At 32.0% G+C, this 18,928-nt stretch carries 16 protein-coding genes; 6 read left to right on the plus strand and 10 right to left on the minus strand.

Annotation, left to right across the window (positions count from 1 at the left end):
- Window positions 1-58: 58 nt before the first annotated feature.
- Window positions 59-493, minus strand: coding sequence for a transposase (locus QE404_RS10090; protein WP_307450124.1), 435 nt, complete (start codon window positions 491-493; stop codon window positions 59-61).
- Between the two features lie 487 nt (window positions 494-980).
- Entirely contained in the window at window positions 981-1,823 is an 843-nt protein-coding gene (locus QE404_RS10095; protein ID WP_307450125.1) for an AraC family transcriptional regulator, read from the minus strand.
- A 130-nt stretch (window positions 1,824-1,953) separates the two neighbouring features.
- On the opposite strand from QE404_RS10095, the gene QE404_RS10100 reads away from it, so the two are divergent.
- Genes QE404_RS10100 through QE404_RS10110 form a run of 3 tightly spaced genes read left to right on the plus strand, consistent with a single transcriptional unit; the run spans window position 1,954 to window position 4,001 of the window.
- Entirely contained in the window at window positions 1,954-2,955 is a 1,002-nt protein-coding gene (locus QE404_RS10100) for a zinc-dependent alcohol dehydrogenase family protein (protein WP_307450127.1), read from the plus strand.
- Window positions 2,956-2,986: 31 nt separating this feature from the next.
- A complete protein-coding gene (locus QE404_RS10105) occupies window positions 2,987-3,526 on the plus strand; it encodes an alcohol dehydrogenase catalytic domain-containing protein (RefSeq protein ID WP_307453869.1) in 540 nt (179 codons plus the stop codon).
- Window positions 3,519-4,001: a zinc-binding dehydrogenase gene (locus QE404_RS10110; RefSeq protein ID WP_307453871.1), complete on the plus strand. Its 483-nt coding sequence runs from the start codon at window positions 3,519-3,521 to the stop codon at window positions 3,999-4,001. The genes QE404_RS10105 and QE404_RS10110 overlap by 8 nt, the downstream gene beginning before the upstream one ends.
- 864 nt (window positions 4,002-4,865) lie before the next feature.
- Here the strand turns inward: QE404_RS10110 and QE404_RS10115 are convergent.
- Window positions 4,866-6,095: a type II toxin-antitoxin system HipA family toxin gene (locus QE404_RS10115; RefSeq protein ID WP_307450130.1), complete on the minus strand. Its 1,230-nt coding sequence runs from the start codon at window positions 6,093-6,095 to the stop codon at window positions 4,866-4,868.
- Window positions 6,092-6,397, minus strand: coding sequence for a helix-turn-helix domain-containing protein (locus QE404_RS10120; RefSeq protein ID WP_307450131.1), 306 nt, complete (start codon window positions 6,395-6,397; stop codon window positions 6,092-6,094). The genes QE404_RS10115 and QE404_RS10120 overlap by 4 nt, the downstream gene beginning before the upstream one ends.
- 331 nt (window positions 6,398-6,728) lie before the next feature.
- On the opposite strand from QE404_RS10120, the gene QE404_RS10125 reads away from it, so the two are divergent.
- On the plus strand, window positions 6,729-7,730 hold the full coding sequence (locus tag QE404_RS10125) for a hypothetical protein (RefSeq protein WP_307450132.1): 1,002 nt from the start codon (window positions 6,729-6,731) through the stop codon (window positions 7,728-7,730).
- A gap of 36 nt (window positions 7,731-7,766) precedes the next feature.
- Here the strand turns inward: QE404_RS10125 and QE404_RS10130 are convergent, their stop codons facing one another.
- From QE404_RS10130 to QE404_RS10155, 6 genes are all read right to left on the minus strand, one after another.
- Complete coding sequence (locus QE404_RS10130) at window positions 7,767-9,176, minus strand: hypothetical protein (RefSeq protein WP_307450133.1); 1,410 nt, start codon at window positions 9,174-9,176, stop codon at window positions 7,767-7,769.
- A 309-nt stretch (window positions 9,177-9,485) separates the two neighbouring features.
- Window positions 9,486-11,627 (minus strand): ATP-binding protein, encoded by a 2,142-nt coding sequence (locus QE404_RS10135; protein WP_307450135.1) that lies wholly within the window; start codon window positions 11,625-11,627, stop codon window positions 9,486-9,488.
- Window positions 11,620-13,056 carry an SIR2 family protein gene (locus tag QE404_RS10140; RefSeq protein WP_307450137.1) on the minus strand — a complete coding sequence of 479 codons (1,437 nt, stop codon included), beginning with the start codon at window positions 13,054-13,056 and terminating at the stop codon, window positions 11,620-11,622. Before QE404_RS10140 ends, QE404_RS10135 begins: the two co-directional genes overlap by 8 nt.
- A gap of 121 nt (window positions 13,057-13,177) precedes the next feature.
- Window positions 13,178-13,846 (minus strand): hypothetical protein, encoded by a 669-nt coding sequence (locus tag QE404_RS10145; protein WP_307450138.1) that lies wholly within the window; start codon window positions 13,844-13,846, stop codon window positions 13,178-13,180.
- Window positions 13,847-13,871: 25 nt separating this feature from the next.
- Window positions 13,872-15,704 carry a hypothetical protein gene (locus tag QE404_RS10150; protein ID WP_307450139.1) on the minus strand — a complete coding sequence of 611 codons (1,833 nt, stop codon included), beginning with the start codon at window positions 15,702-15,704 and terminating at the stop codon, window positions 13,872-13,874.
- A gap of 594 nt (window positions 15,705-16,298) precedes the next feature.
- Entirely contained in the window at window positions 16,299-16,580 is a 282-nt protein-coding gene (locus tag QE404_RS10155) for a helix-turn-helix domain-containing protein (protein ID WP_307450141.1), read from the minus strand.
- A 377-nt stretch (window positions 16,581-16,957) separates the two neighbouring features.
- On the opposite strand from QE404_RS10155, the gene QE404_RS10160 reads away from it, so the two are divergent.
- Window positions 16,958-17,773, plus strand: a complete 816-nt coding sequence (locus QE404_RS10160; protein WP_307450143.1) for an RNA polymerase sigma factor — start codon at window positions 16,958-16,960, stop codon at window positions 17,771-17,773.
- Between the two features lies 1 nt (window position 17,774).
- Entirely contained in the window at window positions 17,775-18,869 is a 1,095-nt protein-coding gene (locus QE404_RS10165) for a hypothetical protein (RefSeq protein ID WP_307450145.1), read from the plus strand.
- Window positions 18,870-18,928 lie beyond the last annotated feature (59 nt).

The raw sequence follows: 18,928 nt of genomic DNA on the forward strand, positions 1-18,928 counted from the left end.
CGTTTTATTTTTCTATAATAAACCTGTCTGTCTATCCCGAACAAAGTACAGGCAAACTTTATTGTTTGTTATTCTTTTTCTTTAAAATGGTCGATTGTTCGGGAGGTAAGTTTTTTCTGATGTCGATTTTATACTCTTGTTCGGCAATATCAATCATCATATCAAAGATGATGGCTTTGTTATCGGCTACAAAAGCTTGCCTTTCCAAAAGAGCTTTTTGCTTTTCTAATAATTTAACTTGAGCTTCAAGTTCCATTATTTTTTGTTCGGGTGACTTTGGCATATTAGATGGGTTTTGATTCTCCCAATCAAAGTTACCGAATTTCCTAAGCCATTCTACAACTGTTTTCCTACTTTGAACACCATAAGTCCTGGTTGCTTCAGAAATAGAAAGCCCGCCTGTTTCTATTTCTTGGACTATTTGAAGCTTTAAAGACACCGAATAGTCTTTTTGGGTTCGCTTCAAATAGCGATTTTCTTGATTGTTTTCCATAAAAATAAAAATTTGTGTATCGCTATTTCAGGACAGGACACTTGAATAATAAAAAAGCGTTTGTTTATTTTGTCCATTACTTTTTCTATTGAAATTCGACTATGATCAATCAATACAGTAAAATAATATCCGTAAGTAGTGATCAGAAAATTAGCTCATATTTTCAGTATTGGTTTTAAATCTTTAGGTAGTTAAATTGTATGGAGGCACAGTCTGCGGTCTGTACCTTATTTCATGCCAAATAGGCAAGAATGCTATCCTGAAGATTTATGTATTATTTATTGAAAATATAGAACGCTGTAATTGGTTTATCAGTGTTGTCAGCCATTTAAAAAAAATACATGCCGCCATACATCTGAATTTTGTAATTAGCCCTTGCTTTTACTTTTTTGTTTGTATCCATTATATTTCCCATTTCTATCACTGGCGGTAGAAAGGGCTCAATTACTTTCTTTAAATTTTTATCGCATTCTTTAACCGGAGAATTCTAACCCTGCATTTCTTTTCGTATTTCTCTCATCCCTTTTCCAAAGTGGTTTTTCATTATTCTATTGAGATGGCTACTGTCTGTAAACCCCAATTCAAGGGCGATTTCTTGTATAGGAGTATCACTGAATTTTGCTCTTGATTGAGCAATCCTCAGCTTGGATTTCAATACATAATCCTGAAACCGCTCCGAGGCATTCCGTTTAAAGTATTCGCTAAAATAAGTTTCCGAGATATGGAATTTTTGAGACAGGTATTTGACTGATAATTTTTCAGCATCAAGAATATTAAAGCTGATGAAGTTGAGCAGATCGACAAATTTTTCATCATTGAATGTCCTTCCATCCCAATTGCGCTGTTGGATATTCCGACAGATGACGGCCAGTACTGAAACCAGTGTGTTTTGAATGATAAATGAAGAACAGATGTCTTTCCTGCTATATTCATAAAGTATCACGTCCAAAAGCCTTTTAAGCTGTTTTTTATCATCGTCATCTTCAATCAGCTCACCTGAAAGATGATTATGGTTGCCCATAATGAAATTCAGCCTGTTGAACCAGCAACTATAATCCACCTGGTTATTGGTATTGGAAGCAAAATAATTTCCGGTGAAACGTACGAACAAAAACGTTGTCGTTTCTTTGATAATATATTGGTGGCATTTTGCCGTTGGCAGCAAAAAAATACCGTTTTCCTTATATGGATAATCTACATAGTTCACACTATGAAAGCCTTTACCATCTAGTATGTAAGCAAGTTCAAAGAAATTGTTTTTACGGCTTCTATGCTGCCATTCGTCATACTCGGCAATTTCAATCGCAAAAGTATCATGTATCTGTTCCATCACACTAAGATAAAAAATATTTCATCTCCTGTGCGCATATCCAATCACGATACTGTTTTATCCTATCTTCTTACGGCAATAGAAAAAACTGTCAGTCTAACTTTGTATTCGTAATTTTAACATTAATTCAATGATGGAAGCGATCGTAGTGAACTGTTTTGGGAAGCCGGAAAACACATTTCAGGCAATAAGGCTTCCTATCCCACATATAAACGACGATGAAGTACTGATAAAAGTAAAAGCGACATCTGTAAATCCCATCGACTATAAAATAAGAAGTGGCGATTTACCGCACCTGGTTCCGTCCTTCCCCGCGATCCTGCATGGTGATGTTTCAGGTATTGTTGAAAAGACCGGTACAAATGTCAGGAAATTTCAGGCGGGAGATTATGTATATGGATGCATCGGCGGTGTAGTGGGAATTAATGGTGCATTGGCTGAATACACAACAGCAGATTACAGATTACTATCTAAAATGCCTAATGGAATGAGCTTTACCGAAGCGGCGGCTGTTCCTTTAGTAGGCATCACCGCATACGAAGCCATTTTTCAAAGGGCCAAAATTGTTCCGGGACAAAAAGTTTTGATATATGGAGGTGTAGGCGGTGTAGGACATCTTGCCTTACAATTCGCAAAGTTTTTGGGAGCCAAAGTATATGCAACTATCTCTAACGACCAACAGGATGGGATTGCTAAAAAATTAGGAGCGGACTATACGATTGATTACAGGAAAGAAACTGTTGAGGATTTTGTCAATAAACATACAGAAGGAAAAGGGTTTGATATGGTGTTTGATACCATAGGAAATCAGCATCTCGCAAACAGCTTTGAAGCTGTAAAAAGGAAAGGTACCGTAATAACAACCGTATCACTCGATAAAATTGATCTATCGCTCATCCACGAAAAGGCACTGACGCTCCATACTGTCTATATGATTATCCCTATACTCTACAATGATGAAGACGGTAAAAAGGAACACGGCGCGATTTTAAGGCACATAACAGAACTGATGGAGCAAGGAAAAGTAATGCCTCTGATTGACCCCGTTAGCTTTACTTTACACGAAATTGCCCAGGCACACATTTATGCCGAAAGCGGAAAAAGTACTGGCAAAATAGTTATCAGGGTATAAGGTGTAACCCTAGACGATAAATTAAAAATATATGAAAGCTGTACAATTAGACCAATTCGGAATAAAGAACTTAAAGGTAAAAGAAATCGCGAAACCAAGCCCCAAGCGTGGTGAGGTTTTGGTAAGGATAAAAGCCGTATCGCTCAACTACCTCGATGTTTTATTGACAAGTGGCAATTTCTATAAAGGCTTGCCTAACCTTCCTTACATACCTGTATCAGACGGGGCGGGAGTTATTGAAGCATTGGGAGAAGAAGTAAGCGGATGGAAGGTTGGTGACCGTGTAGCGGTCCAGTATGTACAGAACTGGACCAGAGGTGATTTTCAAAAAGAATACAATATAAGGGTTGCATGGCAAACGCAAGGTGTTTTGGCAGAATATGTATGCCTGCCCCAGTATGGTATTGTAAAAGCACCTGACAATTTAAGTTTTGAAGAAATCTCTACATTACCTATAGCTGCCGTAACAGCATGGCACGCATTAATAAATCAGGCCAATCTGCATGTTGGGCAGACTGTACTGACACAAGGCACAGGTGGGGGTTTCCATTTTTGCATTGCAATTGGCTAAAGCAGCCGGAGCAAAAGTGATTGCTACGACCAGCAGTAAAGAGAAAGAGCAAAAATTAATGGAACTTGGAGCAGATGCCGTCATCAATTATACGAAATATCCTGAATGGCACAAAGAAGTTTTGCGTCTCAATAGCGGAGAGGGTGTAGATGTTACATTGGATATTGCCGGTACGAAAACTATTGCCCAATCCTTACTCTCACTCAAAGAAAATGCCTATTTGGCAACTGCCGGATTTATATCAGGTTCGGCATTACCTATTGATATCCACAAACATTCCATCAATATGTCCTTTATACGTATTCAGGGGTTAGCTACGGGAAGTGCAGAAAGTTTTACAAAAATGAACCGTGCCATCGAGCTAAACAATATTCATCCCGTTGTTGATACGGTTTATAAGATAGAGGAAGTTAAAGAAGCATTTAAAAGGATAGAGAAAGGAGATATGGTTGGTAAAATAGTTATTTCCATATAATAACCAGTCTTCCAATTCAAAAACTTCTCTTAATATCATGCGGCAAAACTATGAAATGTATATTCAAATTCGACTCTGATCAATGAGCTATACCATGTTCTATTTTGTGGTTGCCTCTTTGATCACTACAAGCCTGAATTTTCTGTTCTCTTTTCCTCGCCTTGTAAGCTCTGCTAGAAAATTTATACTTAGTTGTAGTTGTTTTTGCAATGAAATCATTTCGGCAATATTCACAAATAGCCTTAATCTTAAAATTTGAACTCATAATACATTATTTTTATGCGAGATTATCATTATCAGTGCAATAAGGCGCATTAAGATACCTTAAGTGACATGATTTCTCCCCGGTTAAAAAAAATAAAATATTATTACTTAGAGGGGCAAATAAGGGGCAAACTTTAACAAAACAGTTCAAAACCAATAAAACTGCCTAAAAACTTAAAAAGCATTATAGTATTGATTTACAAATAGTTGCTCTATTTTATTTTGTTTTATCTGTTCTTTTTATTTCCCGATACAGTATCTAAAGAAGTGTTTATTAATGGTAGTTTACACAATCTAAGGTGTACAAAAGTGGTACAGAATTAAGATGCTGCAACATCTTTTTTTTCTACATTTTCGCACGAATCTCGTCATGTTAAGTATTTGCAAACCAATATTTTACAACATTTCACGATAAATTTAAAAGTACATTTGTACTACTTTTGTACACCTCCAACCTTATAAAATACTATAAATTAGTCAATTAATATTTCCCAAATACTACAATGATAATTGATAGATTTCGCCTGTACACCTCAATTTTTATCTATTGTTGGGGCGAAAATATTTTACAACTCTAACAAGAATAGCTCAAATTTTCTATTAAAATGTTTTAATCAATTTTGTTATTAATTCTCTTTTAGATTTACTAACTCCAAAATCTTTTGACAGATTTGACCATTTACTAAGTGCAGAACTTGTTTGCTCAATAACATTCTCTAAAAATTCTTTTGATAGTTTGGCTTCCCTTCCTAATTTAATCAGATGCTTGAAGGTTATATTTCGTCCTTCTCCCATTACCATAGTGCTTTGTTCGCCACCTGGTCCAGATGAGAAAGTAAGGTCGTAAGCGGGTGACAATTTCCATTCTCCAAATTCATTCATTAGAAACGAAAAGTTCTTAGCATGGTCGTCTCTATTGTGTGCCATCACATTGAAAACTGCTAACCGAAACATTTTTTCTACCTCTCGAATATCCTTGGTTAAAACACTCGTCAATGATAATAAATCTTCATAATCAAGAGATGGAAACCTAAAATTACTGTGAACGAGTCCACTCACCGTATGCATATGGAGACGCTGATTTCCTTCTCTATCAAAACGCTTTACAGCAAAATAGCCATTCCCTTTCTGTGAAGGAAACAAATGAACTTCAGGCATTTTAATTCCAGCATCTACAGCCATTAAAGCGTAAGTATATTCTATCGCTCCCGCATCTTTTCCATCTAATGAGTTTGGAAATTTTACCATCCAAGGTTCAAAATTATCGCTTAACAAATTCGCTCCGTAGGATATATTTTTTCTTTCTGCATCAACGCCGATCAATGCTTTTGGCCGTGCTCCAGCAGAGGATCCGTTCAAAGCCAAAAGTTCTGCAATCACTTCTTCTGAATCACCTTGCAAAACGTCTTTTGTTTGAGTAGCCAACACGTCCAAATCAATCATCTCATTACTACCATCTGGACTTTGATCCGGCTCATAAACCAACGCACCCATACCGTGCAATCCGACATATCCTAGACGATCTAGTGGTGAAATATCAGATGGAGAAATCCCTTGCGAGCGAAGCAAACGGTCAAAAAGTAATCTACCCCAACCGTCAGGCAGGCTATCATTGAAAACACCAGCCAAACCTTCAAATGGATCTCTTGGAAGCTCTATCACGTCTCGTTGCAAAGAAAGTCTTATAGGTGAAATTTCTAAATTGGTTTGCAGAAATTCTTCATCGTATTGAAAATAGATTATACCATCACGAATTGCCAAACGTCCAACGGGTTGAATTCCAGAACCAAAATTCAATCCTACTTTTATTTCTTTGATGGCTGTTTTCATCTTCTGCTTCCTCTTTTTTTAATAGGCTTTTCCTCTGATTTTAGAACATCATCGATAGATTTAAAACTCTGTTCCTTTGCTTTTAAAGCATCAAGCATTTCTTCTAATCCACCAACCACTGAAAGTAATTTTAAAAATGAATCCAAAGAAATTAAGCCTTTTTGCTCAAACTTCCTAAGCGTTGGTAAAGGAACACCCGATCTTTCAGCCAAGCCTTCCTGTGTTAGATTCAGTTGCAATCGTCTTTCACGGATATTATCAACTAGTTTTTTTTGAACCTTTGATAAAGAAATAAATAACATAATAGTAGTATTTAATTTTATAATCTATCTATAAATAATATTATTGTATTACAAATATACTGAATATTACAAGATATGTGGGACACATGATCAAATTAACCACCTAATTACCACTGCAAAATTTAAGAAATCTACTGTTTTTATATTAGATTGTTTTAAATAAATAATCAATTCAAAAAAGTTTAACCAGTTGAATACGGATGATGACTCAATTGTTAAAAAAAATTAAACAATTTATAATTGCTCTAAAAACAGCTTATATTGCGGAATGGTTTAATAATCTTTGTATATGTTATTAAAGAACAAGATTTGACAGATTAATCTAATTATTATGAAAAACGACTCTCATCAATTCAGAAATTCATTTGCCGAAATTTATACTATAATTGGTTCTTCTAAAACTCTACCTAAAAATGTTCCTAATTTAAGAACTTGTAGATTTTGTGGAAAAAATGAAAATGATGTAGCTTTTAAAAAAATCGCTCACGCTTGTCCTGAATTATTAGGACAAAATAATTTTGTGATTTATGACGAATGTGATTTATGTAATGAAAAGTTTAGTAAATATGAAAGTCATTTATCAAAATTTTTCTTACCATACTTATCTGTTGTAGGAGTTAAAGGAAAAAAGAAAATTCCTAATTTTCAAGCACGAAAAGACAACGATGATGAAAAAACAAGAACATCAGTGAAATATACAGATGACGGAAAAATAAACCTTTTTTTAAGTTCTTTGGATGACTACAAAGTAGATATAGAAAATAAAACAATGTCAATACGTTTTAGAAATCCTGCGATAAAGCCTATATACGTTTATAAGTCATTGCTTAAAATAGCCCTTTCTTTTCTCCCTAAAATTAAAATACGTAAATATCAATTGTTATTCGACTGGTTACAAAATGATAATACAGAAATAGTCTTTTTCTCAACATTATTCATTACAAAACTAACACGTAAAAAATTTGGCAAACCTTCTGTTCAATTATACGAAGCAAATAAAATCTTTACAGATAAAGGTTTTCATCCTGAATTAACTTTGGTTGTAAATTTTGCTAATATTGTAGCACAAATATATTTGCCTTTGTCAGCATCTTTTGATTATCCTAAATCAAATGGAAAATCTCCAACCCTTGAGTTATATCCCGCATTTCATTATAATATGGATTCTGAAAAATATGAAAATGTTGAGCCCGATACTCCTATCACTGTAAATTATAAGTTTGAAAGTATTGATTTACATTCCGAAGTTAATAGTATTAGAGATGAAGTGATAAACTTTACTTTTGAATCAGGAGATTTTAATATAGAAAAAAATTCTAGCGATTTTCTTTAGATTAAAAGCTAAAATTGCTAAGTAAATTTGATTTTTTTAATGGATAACAATTTCTAAACAATAACAATTTCCACCATTATTTAATGCAGTTCCAAAGATTAATTCTATATTTTCGAATGTCCATTTTCTGAGCACATCATCTTTTGGATCATCTTTTTCAGAATTATAATATCCTTTATTTTCTACATCTACACCAAACAACTTCACAAGTTTATCTGTTAATAGTTTTGCCTCTCTAAACATAATGAAGTTAGCATTTAAGTGGCGTTGACAATATAATTTTAAAGAACCTTTACTATTACTAATCCTATTAAAGTAATTGAAAAACTTATGATGATTTTTTAAAATCATATCATTTTCAATACTAGAATTAGTATTATTTCTTAAAACCAAACTATTTTTTAATTCGTAATCTAAAGTTTTAAAAAAAGTCTTCAAATCATTTTCTTCTTGTTGCAAAAATATTGTTCTGTTATTCAGAAACTCTTCAGTTGTAAAAATTTTAGTCTGTATTTCGAAAAACTTATACGTGATGTAAGCTTTAGCTGCTAATCCCTTATCATCAGTAACCAAAACATCTGAGAAAGATGCGTACCAGGCGTGATTTGCATCTGTATGAATGCTTTCTAAAGCTTGTGATTTTCTTAATGGTTTATCTTTCGTAACATTATGTAATTCCAATGAATTAAAAAAAAGGACAAATTTGTCATATTCATTATAATCTTTAACTGCGTCAAAAGTTTGTTTCATTAAATCTGTAAAACTTTGACCTCCGAAGTTTTCTTTAAACTTTTCATCAAATTGGTCCTTCCATTTTTCAAAACTGTATTTATCACTACTTACATATTCTTCCATCATTTTTTTTAATTCAATAACTTCTTGTCGGTCCGTTAGGAGTTTATTCCCAAATTTGAAAAAATGCTCCATCAATGATCCCACGGTAAGGTTTTCATTACTCGGTAAATATCTTTCAGAAAGTTCTTTTTCTTTTCCTGTTAGATCAGGTTGATTAAGATTCGGAATAGGAATATTTAACAGATTTTGAAATAGATCTTTGGCAATTTTTGAAATCTCATCATCTTCTTCTCCCTCGATAGTTGGAAAAAGACTATCCATTAAATTATTATCTGGATTGAGGGAATTTTTTACAATACTAAAATCAGTATCATAAAAGGATTCCGTTGGTTTTGCCAATAAACAATTCGTATTTTTTTTGATTGCATCATAATCAAAATAATGATCTTTAACATAATGCTCTAATAACAGTAAATCCTCTTCCCAAAAAGAACTGTCCGAGTTTGATAAATCTTGATGGTGTGCGTGAGAATAGGTGAAAATAAGGATTTCATTAAGTTCATCCATCAACTCCTTTAATTCAGGGTTGAAATTTCTTTTACCTTCTTTTATTGAAGAATAAATATTTTTATCACAGTAGATTCTAAGCATAATCCTAAAGATTTTTGGTATGATGATTTACTTTCAAGGTTGATTTTTAAAAAATCATATATTTTCTTTATTTTTTCCTATAATCAGCATTTGCAAATATTTCTTGTAGCTTCTGATTCAAATATAAGATAAGACAATCAATAATTTAGTCGTGATTCTTCTACATTTGTAATTCTCAGTTAAATTTTATTCTTACATAACCATTTACTTACCTAATATTTTCATTATCGTTTTTCCATCTTTGTATTTCGGCTCAGGATACAAAAAAACCTCTGAAACGAAGGTTATCAAATAGTACCTTTCTATAAATTAATTTTCAGAACTATCATCAGTATTAATATATTTTTCTCCTTTCTCCCAAGCTTCAGAAATCTTTTTATAATCAGGAAAATTCATATCACCATCTGCGATCCAATTTTCAATAAATTTGGGATTATTACTATTAGGTTTTGGATACGCAGTGTTCATTTTAGCCTGAACTGGAGTTCTTACGGCATCTCCCATAATCACGACGTGCTGTTGAGGAAGAATTGGTAATTGTTGAAGAATATCTTCGTTTGCTGCGGAAACTAGTTGTCTTACATATTTTTGATCTTCAGGATTTTGCAATCTATGAATAATAAAAGAGTTACATTGGGATAATACTGTTTTCGAAAGTTCTGAAGGTCTCTGGCTTGACACTAACAAAGAAATACCATATTTACGACCTTCTCGTGCAATTCTTTCAAATACTTTTTTAGCGATTGATTCCCTATCATTTTTGTTCCTTTCCGGAATATAGTTTTGTGCTTCTTCAAGAGCAATAACAATAGGGAGTTTTCCTCTGTCATTTTCAGGGAAACGTGATACAAATTCCAAGATAAGCCTTCCTATCAATCCGGTAATTGTTTCTAATACTTCATAAGGTAAAAGAGACATATCTATTATAGTTATTTGACTTGATTTATTTTCCAATAGCTTTTCAGCATCCTTTTTGCCAATCTGAGTTTTATAAAAATTGGTGAAAACATCAGTATCTGTGGCCTTATACACTTTGCAAAAATCTCCTAAGATGAATGATATAAACTTAGCTAGAGCGTCGGTTATTTTATTAGTATTGCTTAATAATAATGGTTGGGAGATTCTTTCATCACTTAAATAAGATTGCAACCTTAATCTTAGAGTTGAAACAAATTCTCTTAATCTATTTCCATTATTTTCTTGTTCATTAATGGCTTCATCAAAAAATCTAGATATTAGGCTATTAAATTCAAAATATATCGGTAAATCAATATTTCGTTCTTCTGCAACTTCTACATCTCGTACACTTGCTTGATAATTTAATATTTCCGCTTTAAGAGTTAAAGAACACTCACTTAATACAGCACTACTTATTACACCTTCTATATACTGCCCAGGCTTCGTAAGTTTAGTTTTTTCCTTTATAAGTTCCCTTAAGGCATTTAGTAAATTCGTCTTATCGAAATCAGTATCTAACGCACGTAGTTCTTTACCGAAAGATTCCAATTCGGAATAGATAGTATTTTTAATCTTAAATCCATTTTCATCACACTCAAGAGCTATCGTATTTAGTTTTGAAAGATATGTTTGAGGAATTATTTTTTTAACTGTTGATACTGTTTGATTTTTTGCAAGTCCTAACGCTCTTTTAAAAACAGGTGCTTGTGTTCCTGATGTAGGTTCAAAAAGGTAATCATAATCAGAGAAATTCATAAACCAAAAAGGGACTTTCAATCCGTCTTTATCTATATTAAAAGAATTTACTTCGATTAAGTTTTTATAAGGCAAATCTTTAGTTCCTTGAAAAGCCTGTTTGTACTCTCCATTAGTATCAAAAATGATAACATGAGCATTTTGTAATTTTTTACCGTTATAATCATAGTCAAAAAGACTTTGGATAATAGAAGCAAATGTGCAGGATTTTCCAGATCCGGTGTTTCCCAAAATAGCAGCGTGTTTACCAAATAATTTATCGGGATTAATTTTTATTTTATAGTCAGAAAATGCTGGTGAGGTACCAATTGGCAAGTAATAATCCTCCTCAAAATTAATTTCCGTTTTTTCTTTTTGGTCAAATATATTATCTAAATCCTGCCTTGTAACATACCACACGGGATTATCAAGTATAGGATAGTTATAAACACCTTGAATATATCTACCACCATTTTCAATAGTACCAATCATAGTAGCAACTAAATATCTGGAAGATTTAGTTAAAAATATTGCATCTTTATTTTTATCTAATTCAGTTTCGTCTATAGCTCTTACACTTGTAACCATTGCAACAATTTTATCAGCTCCAATAGGAATAATCACGTATGAATTAATCCTTGCAACTTCATAAATATCTTCATATCCGCTTTTATATAAACTTTTAAGATCATCATCTAAACGTATATATGCACGGAAACTATCTACTGAAATAATTTTACCAATACGTCTTTCACTCATTTTCTTCTTTTTTAGTAGGTTCTAAATTGTTTCCTAATAAATTATTGAGTGTAGCTGCAACTTTCTCATTATTATCAATATTATTAAAGTTTGGCATCAATGTATCAGCAAACGTTAGAAAATCTCCAAAAAACTCTCCTTCTAAAATAATAATTCGAGGATCATTTAATTCTTTAAGATTTCTTATATATTCATTCCGTGTACCTTGAAAATCAACTACAATTAAAGTAAATGTGGGATTTGATAAAGCTTGATAAATAATATCGTTGAAATGGTCATCTCCAAAAGAATAACCGACTGTAATAAGTACTGATTGAGATTGTGTAATTGTGGCTGCGAATTGCCTGAACAGTTCCGAATAAGGTAAATCTAGGGTATATGATTTTTTTACAGCAGAAGGATAAATGATAATTTCCCCTTTTTTATTAAGAGATTCTATTAATTCTAGAGGCTTTTCTTCAATTCCATATAAATTATTTGAATTTCTAACCTCAGAATTTACCCATGATAACGAACCGTGAAGTTTACAGTATCGAACTACTTTTTCAATTCTCTGAACTTTTCCTGAAGTAGTTGAGCCGGGATAGAAAATATCGTATTCAAAAGTCTCAGGTTTAAAAAATCTTTTATGAAAACCAGCGAAGCCATCTATATAATGAATTCCTAATTTGTCAAAGGCATACTCAAAAGCTAAGTCATAATTTGCACAAAAAATATTTGCTCTTCTTAAGTTTAACGGCCTTTGTAAAAGAGCTTTTAAAAACATTTCGTGGAAATAATATTTGTTTTTTAATGCATTTTTAAATGCTTGCTTTTTACTACGTTTTACTATTTTTTTTAATTCAGATAATGGTATTTTTCTTTTATCTATATCACATACAGTGAATAATCCCTCTTTAATTACTTTTATTAGTTCTGAATATTTATCACTTCTTTCATTACTTTTATTTTCATTTAGAACATATTCTAAAGCAATTAAATAATTTAAAACTTTTTCATATTCAATGGCAATTTCTTTTGATTCAATATCCCGAATAATATCATCTTCAATCTCGAATCTCCATTTTTTTTCGTCTTCAAAGATTTGAGTTCCTTTAATTAAGTTTGCTTTTCCGAATTCTAATTTTTGAGCCTGCAATTGTTTTATAACGGAAAAAAATTCTGCGAAAATCCCAGGAATATCTTTATCTTTTTCCTTAATATAGGCTTCAACTTCAATGGGAAAATTTCTTATTGCGACAGCTCCTAAATGAATTGATGTGCCGGAACCGAAAAGAAAACTTACATTATCCAACTCCAAATAATTTTTTAACATCAACCGAATTTTATCAACAATGTTATTTTGTTTGATATTTTCTTCTATCCAAGTTACGAGCTTATCATCATTTCCAAAGAAAATTTTATTCTTTGATGGATCAAAATATTCCATATATCGGTTATTAATTATTAGTTTTCAACAGGAAAATTACAAATTATTTTTGTGAAATAAATTTGTTACAATATAAAAAGTAAAACTCATAAAATTTTATTTTGATTTTATCGGGGATCTACTAAAACAATATTTTTTCACAATATTCAATAGCTTCAGGACAATTTATGACAATACCTGATTCAATCGATCTTTCTGAGAACCACAAAAGTCTATGCTCTTGCTGATGTTCGTATTTTTTATATTTTGTAAATACTTCAATCCCTGTTGTAATTTGTAAAATCTTCTGTTCGATTTCTCTTGGATTTTTAAAATTTATGGTTTGAAACGCTTTATTTTTTTCTTCTTCAAGAATATGAGCTTTAGAATCATCGTAAATACAATCTCCTTCTATACCTGATAAAACAAAAGGTAACTTTCTTGCCACCTCCATTCCAAATAATGTAGGATTATTAATTTTTATCGCCCCTACACCGTTAAAATCCTTTATCACATCTTCTGTCAAAACATTTGTACCACATAAAACAAAAGCATTAACTCCTCCTTCATATACTATAAAATTACCATCTCCTTTTTCCGTAAATCCACCAACCATAGCGTCTCCCTCACTAGAATCCCCTTGCATTTCATCATCATACTTTTTGAAGTTTTTAAAACAGGAAATAAATAAACTCCCATTTTCAAAGAAGTCGTTCAGATATTTTTCATTGCTTAAAATCCTATAGACAGGTTTTACTCTATATCCCCAAGTTACTTGATAAGCAGAAGCATTCTGCATAAATTCTATCATAATATTATATTGTTGTAAACCATTATTATTGCAAATCTTCTCCTGAAACAAAACTCACATCAAAGTTTTTCGCATAAGCTCTTAATCGTGTTTTTCGTTTTTCAACAAAATTTATTTCATTTTCGAAACCTAATCCATTTTGATAATGTGCATCAAATATATCCGACATTTTAATATCAGTTGTGATGGTCTCTTCGGCTTTAGCAAATTTTTTAAACAATGCTGGAGAAGTTAAAAATAAACCACACATTTCAAGTTCATCACTACAAATCAATCTTTCTTGAAAGGCTTCTCGGTAATCAATATAATCAAAGAAAGAACTTATTGCGGAATCTTTTTTTATTTTCAAAAAAGTCAGTAGAAATATTTCTAAATCATCAATACAAACTGACCACGGATACAAATCATTTCTGTCCTTTACTAATAGTTCTTGCAAATTAGTTTGTATCCCACCATACTTATGTTGCGTGACTATTATAGAATAAAAGTTTTTAATTTTTTGAGGTCTAATTTCAAATAACTCTTTGCCTGTTTTTAAGTCATAAATTTTGAAGTCTTTTTTTTCTTCAATCTTTTCTTCTAATCTTTTGCACTGATCATAAGCTTTTTGAATACCGCCCTTAAAATCAGATCTAATTTTATCAAATGCCTTAATAGGATTTCTCAAAGGTGCTCTAAATTTAAAATCTTTAATTTCGACTATTAAAAGAGTTCCTTTATAAAATATTGCCAAATCTTGTTCTGCTTTATTAGATTTATCAAAATAAAATGATGTGAAAATTTTTGCATCTTCCTTAAAGAAATTCTTGAAAATATCGAAACATTTTTTCTCTAACATCTTATTTTTAAATTGAGTATATTTTTCTTTTTTAGTCTCAGACAATTGTAAGTTGATTCTGTTGTAAAAAGCTTCTAATAAAAACTTTCCATTTGGAAAAAGTATTTCATCATCTTTCAATGTTATTAATGGAGTTTCAAAATATTGCCGGTTATCTGCATAATAAATGGTTTGATTTTTTGCCTTACTTTCATTATATCTAAAAAAATCAATTAAACTATCAATTATTGAGTCAGATAAATTTGTCGAACTTAAATCTTCTTTTGTAAGGATAAAAATATATCCGGGTCTCATCATAAACCCTATAAAATCTTTCAATTCCGGCTGGTTTGCCCAGTCCATTGGATCATCTATCCCTCTAGCAATAAAAGTAGAAGTTAATTCTTTCCATTTTTCAGGATGTCGCTTAAAATAAAGACTTCTATCTGCTTTTTCCTGTAATATATTATTTACTGAAAGACAGAATGTAATAAGATCCGCTGTTTTAAAACCATATTCTTGAAAGATAGCGTCGTCAAACCTTGAAAAATTTGATTGAATTCGATCTATGGTTTGTTCTTCAAATGACAATTGCCCGTTTGCATAATACTCAAAAAAAGATTTTAATGATACACTAATTTTATCTAGTTGAAAATCATCAGTATGACCTTCTTCAAAAAATCCAATTTCACCGAAATAGGTCATTTCTATTTCATCTAGAAGTTCAAGGATTTTTTTCCAGTTTTTTTCGTCTGGTGCATCCTCTGTTTCTAAATGATTCTTGGAAAAATACAAATCAATTAAATACGCAAATTGTTTGAGAGGTGATTTTAAAATTTTAAATTCTTCCAAAGAATCTCTAAATTGAATAAAATTCATCATTTGTAACACAAATGGAAGAAAAGTGTCTTTCCTAATTTTGTGCAAAATTGTTAAAATATCATTAATAATCTCTTCTTGTTTTCTTCTGGCTGTTCTGTATTTTAGAATTGAATTTAAATTTTTTTGTAATTGCTGTTTAATTTTGGGATCTATTTGCATTAGTATATTTTATTATGATGCCTGAATCCTTTTCAATAATTAAAAGGATTTATAAAGTGGCTAAAATTATAAAATTTAACATCAAGTCAATTACGGGTTTCCGTATATACATAAATATAGAAATTTAAAAGAAGACTAATAATTAAATTTGAAAAATTCATATTAATTCAATCTTTAAAATCATATCCAAACTATCTGCTTGCAATTTTCTATGTTTTTTTGATTTAGCACCTATTGTAAGAATAGCAAATTTAATAATCGTCATTCTTACTATATTAATTCCACTTAAAGTTGCGATTATGTAATTACTTCTTATATTAGATGCTAACATTTGAAAAGTGTTATTTTGAACATCTGTATTAAAGCGGTTTGAAAAATATAGAAGATTATAGTCTTTTTATAATATTAAGAAATGGGATAATTCTGCTATTTTGCCTTTTTCAAATTTAATTTGACATAAGGAAGCTGGTATTTCTAAATATGTTTTCCTCAAATTGTAAAAATAAAAATAACTTCAAAATGAGAACTCAGTATTATCACTTAATTTTCAAGGACTTTTTCTTATCCCCTGAAAAGCAAAAATCCCAACTCTCGTCAGGATTTTTTACTTTTAATTTCTTTAATATCGTATTTCTTATCTCGGATTGGTTCTTCAGGAAGAAAATCCTTAATGGAACATCCTAATGCTATTGCAATTAAATTTAGATGGATCAAATTGTATTTTGCTTTTTTAGATGGAGCTTCTATCTGTGAAATAAATCCAATATTCTTCCCAATAGAAAGTGAGAGCTCCTCTTGGGTGATGCTCTTTGATTCTCGTATTTCTTTAACACGTTTTATAACATATCTTTCTATTTCCTCTAATGATTCATTCATAAATCAAAGTGAATGAAAAACATCAAAAAATATTATGTACTATAGTACATATTTTAGAAAATATTTTTATATTTGCAAAAGAAGTTACTGAAATGTAACTTTGCGATACTTCAAAGAAATTAGAAGCTATTGCTTAGAATCTCGAACTGAAAACTGGTAATTTTTAATATGCGAGAGGATAAGTAAGGAAGCTCACGACCTAGGCGTGAGCTCACTTATCTGCATATAAGGTATACCAGTGCCCCAGTTCGGATATGTTGAGTTTCACGCCATTTATTTGGAGGCAAGATGTAGTGAGATAGTTTTTAAATGGTACGGATAATTCGTACTGAATCTAAGCATTTCTTCGAGCAATTATTCTGCTAAATATACTGCTTATGAAAACAACAAATTCTCTGCCTCGGATGTTCAATGATTATCAGTTATATGAACTGCTGAAAAAAGGCAATCCAGTCTCATTAGAACATATTCATTTTCGGTACAAAAGACTTCTTTTCTGGATAGGAAAAAAAATGCTTGAAGATGATTTTGTCGTGGAAACACTTGTGCAGGATACATTTCTAAAATTATGGTTACATCGTGATTCCATCGAAACTCCAAATCATATTTTAGGCTTTTTACGATTCGTTCTGAAAAGAGATTGTATATCTTACTTTACTGCTCCGAAAAATAAATTCGCACGATTAACGGCTTCACTTGAAAGTTTTGAGAACTATCAGGATTATCTTGTAGGATATGATCCTCTCCAAGACAAAGAACATTTACTTCAGCAGGAGTCCGATCAAAAAGATTTTGATGAAGTCAATAAGGTCTTGAAGGTAATAAATCCCAAAAGAAAGCATCTGATTGAGCTATGCCTTCAATATGGCTTCCGATACAAACCTATTGCAGAAGCAATGGGAAGTAGTGTTAAAGATATAAGCAATGAAGTAGCTGGGGCAATAAATGATCTAAAGAAAATCTTAAAGACAAATTCTAATGGGAAGCTAGCGATTGAATCTCAGAAAAATAACGTTAAACAAGATGAACTCAGCAGTCAACAAATTGAAATTATGAGCAGAAGATGTGAACAGAAATCTTCATTTGCAGTAATTGCACGGGAACTCAAACTTTCTGAGAAGGAAGTCCATCGGGAGTTTCTTTACGCTTATCAATATTTACAGAATCAAAACAACTCTGAAATAACTATTTGATATGGAAAAATCCACGATGACACTCACCCGAAAAATTCAGTTGCTGATTGATCTACCGTCAGATCAAAAAAATGAAATATGGGAAAAACTCTACCGATATCAGAACCGATGTTTCCGAGCGGCAAACTTAATAGCTTCGCATCTATATGTTCAGGAAATGATCAAAGATTTCTTTTATCTTACAGAAGAAGTACAGTATAAGCTAGCTGATGAAAAAAAAGATCAGATGGGAATGTTTGACCGTTCGAAAACAAATAGCACAGCAAGAATGGTCTTTGACCGATTCAAGGGGGAAATCCCGACAGATATTCTGGGAAGCCTTAACAATACAATTCAATCAACTTTCTCTAAAAACAAAGCCGATTATTGGCAAGGAACAAAATCACTTAGAAATTATAAAATAGACATTCCGATTCCACTTCCGGTAAAATGCATCAGCAAAATGAGATATGACGAAGAAACGAAAGCCTTTTGTTTCAATATGTTTGCGATACCTGTCAAAACATACTTAGGAAAAGACTACACTGATAAGCGAGTGATTATGGAACGCCTGCTAAAAGAAGAGATAAAACTGTGTACCTCTCAGATCCAACTGGAAGACAGGAAAATCTTCTGGCTTGCAGTTTTTGAATTTGAAAAGGAAGAACATCTTTTAAAACCCGAGATCATTGCAGAAGCTTCATTATCTCTGGAACATCCTATAGTGGCAAAAGCTAACAATGTGCGAATTAACATTGGATCAAAAGAAGAGTTTTTGTATCGCAGGTTGGCGATTCAGGCAAATCAAAAAAGGATTCATGAGGGAATCGCCTACGCCCGTTCGGGAAATGGAGTCAAACGCAAACAGAAGGCACTGCATAAAACAGTGAATATGGAAAGCAGATATGTAAGTCACCGACTTCACTTGTACAGTCGACAGCTTATAGATTTCTGCATCCGTCAACAAGCTGGCACACTTATACTTAAAAATCAGGAGGACAAAATTGGGATTGCAAAAGAAAAACAATTTGTACTTCGCAATTGGAGTTATTATGAATTGCAGACCAAGATAAAATACAAAGCTGAAAAAGCAGGTATTGAGTTGATTATTGGATAACAAAAATAACGAGGGTGCTTGTACACCCGTAGGGTGAGGTCTTGAACACTCACTAAATA

Source organism: Chryseobacterium camelliae (assembly GCF_030818575.1).
Lineage (GTDB): Bacteria > Bacteroidota > Bacteroidia > Flavobacteriales > Weeksellaceae > Chryseobacterium > Chryseobacterium camelliae_A.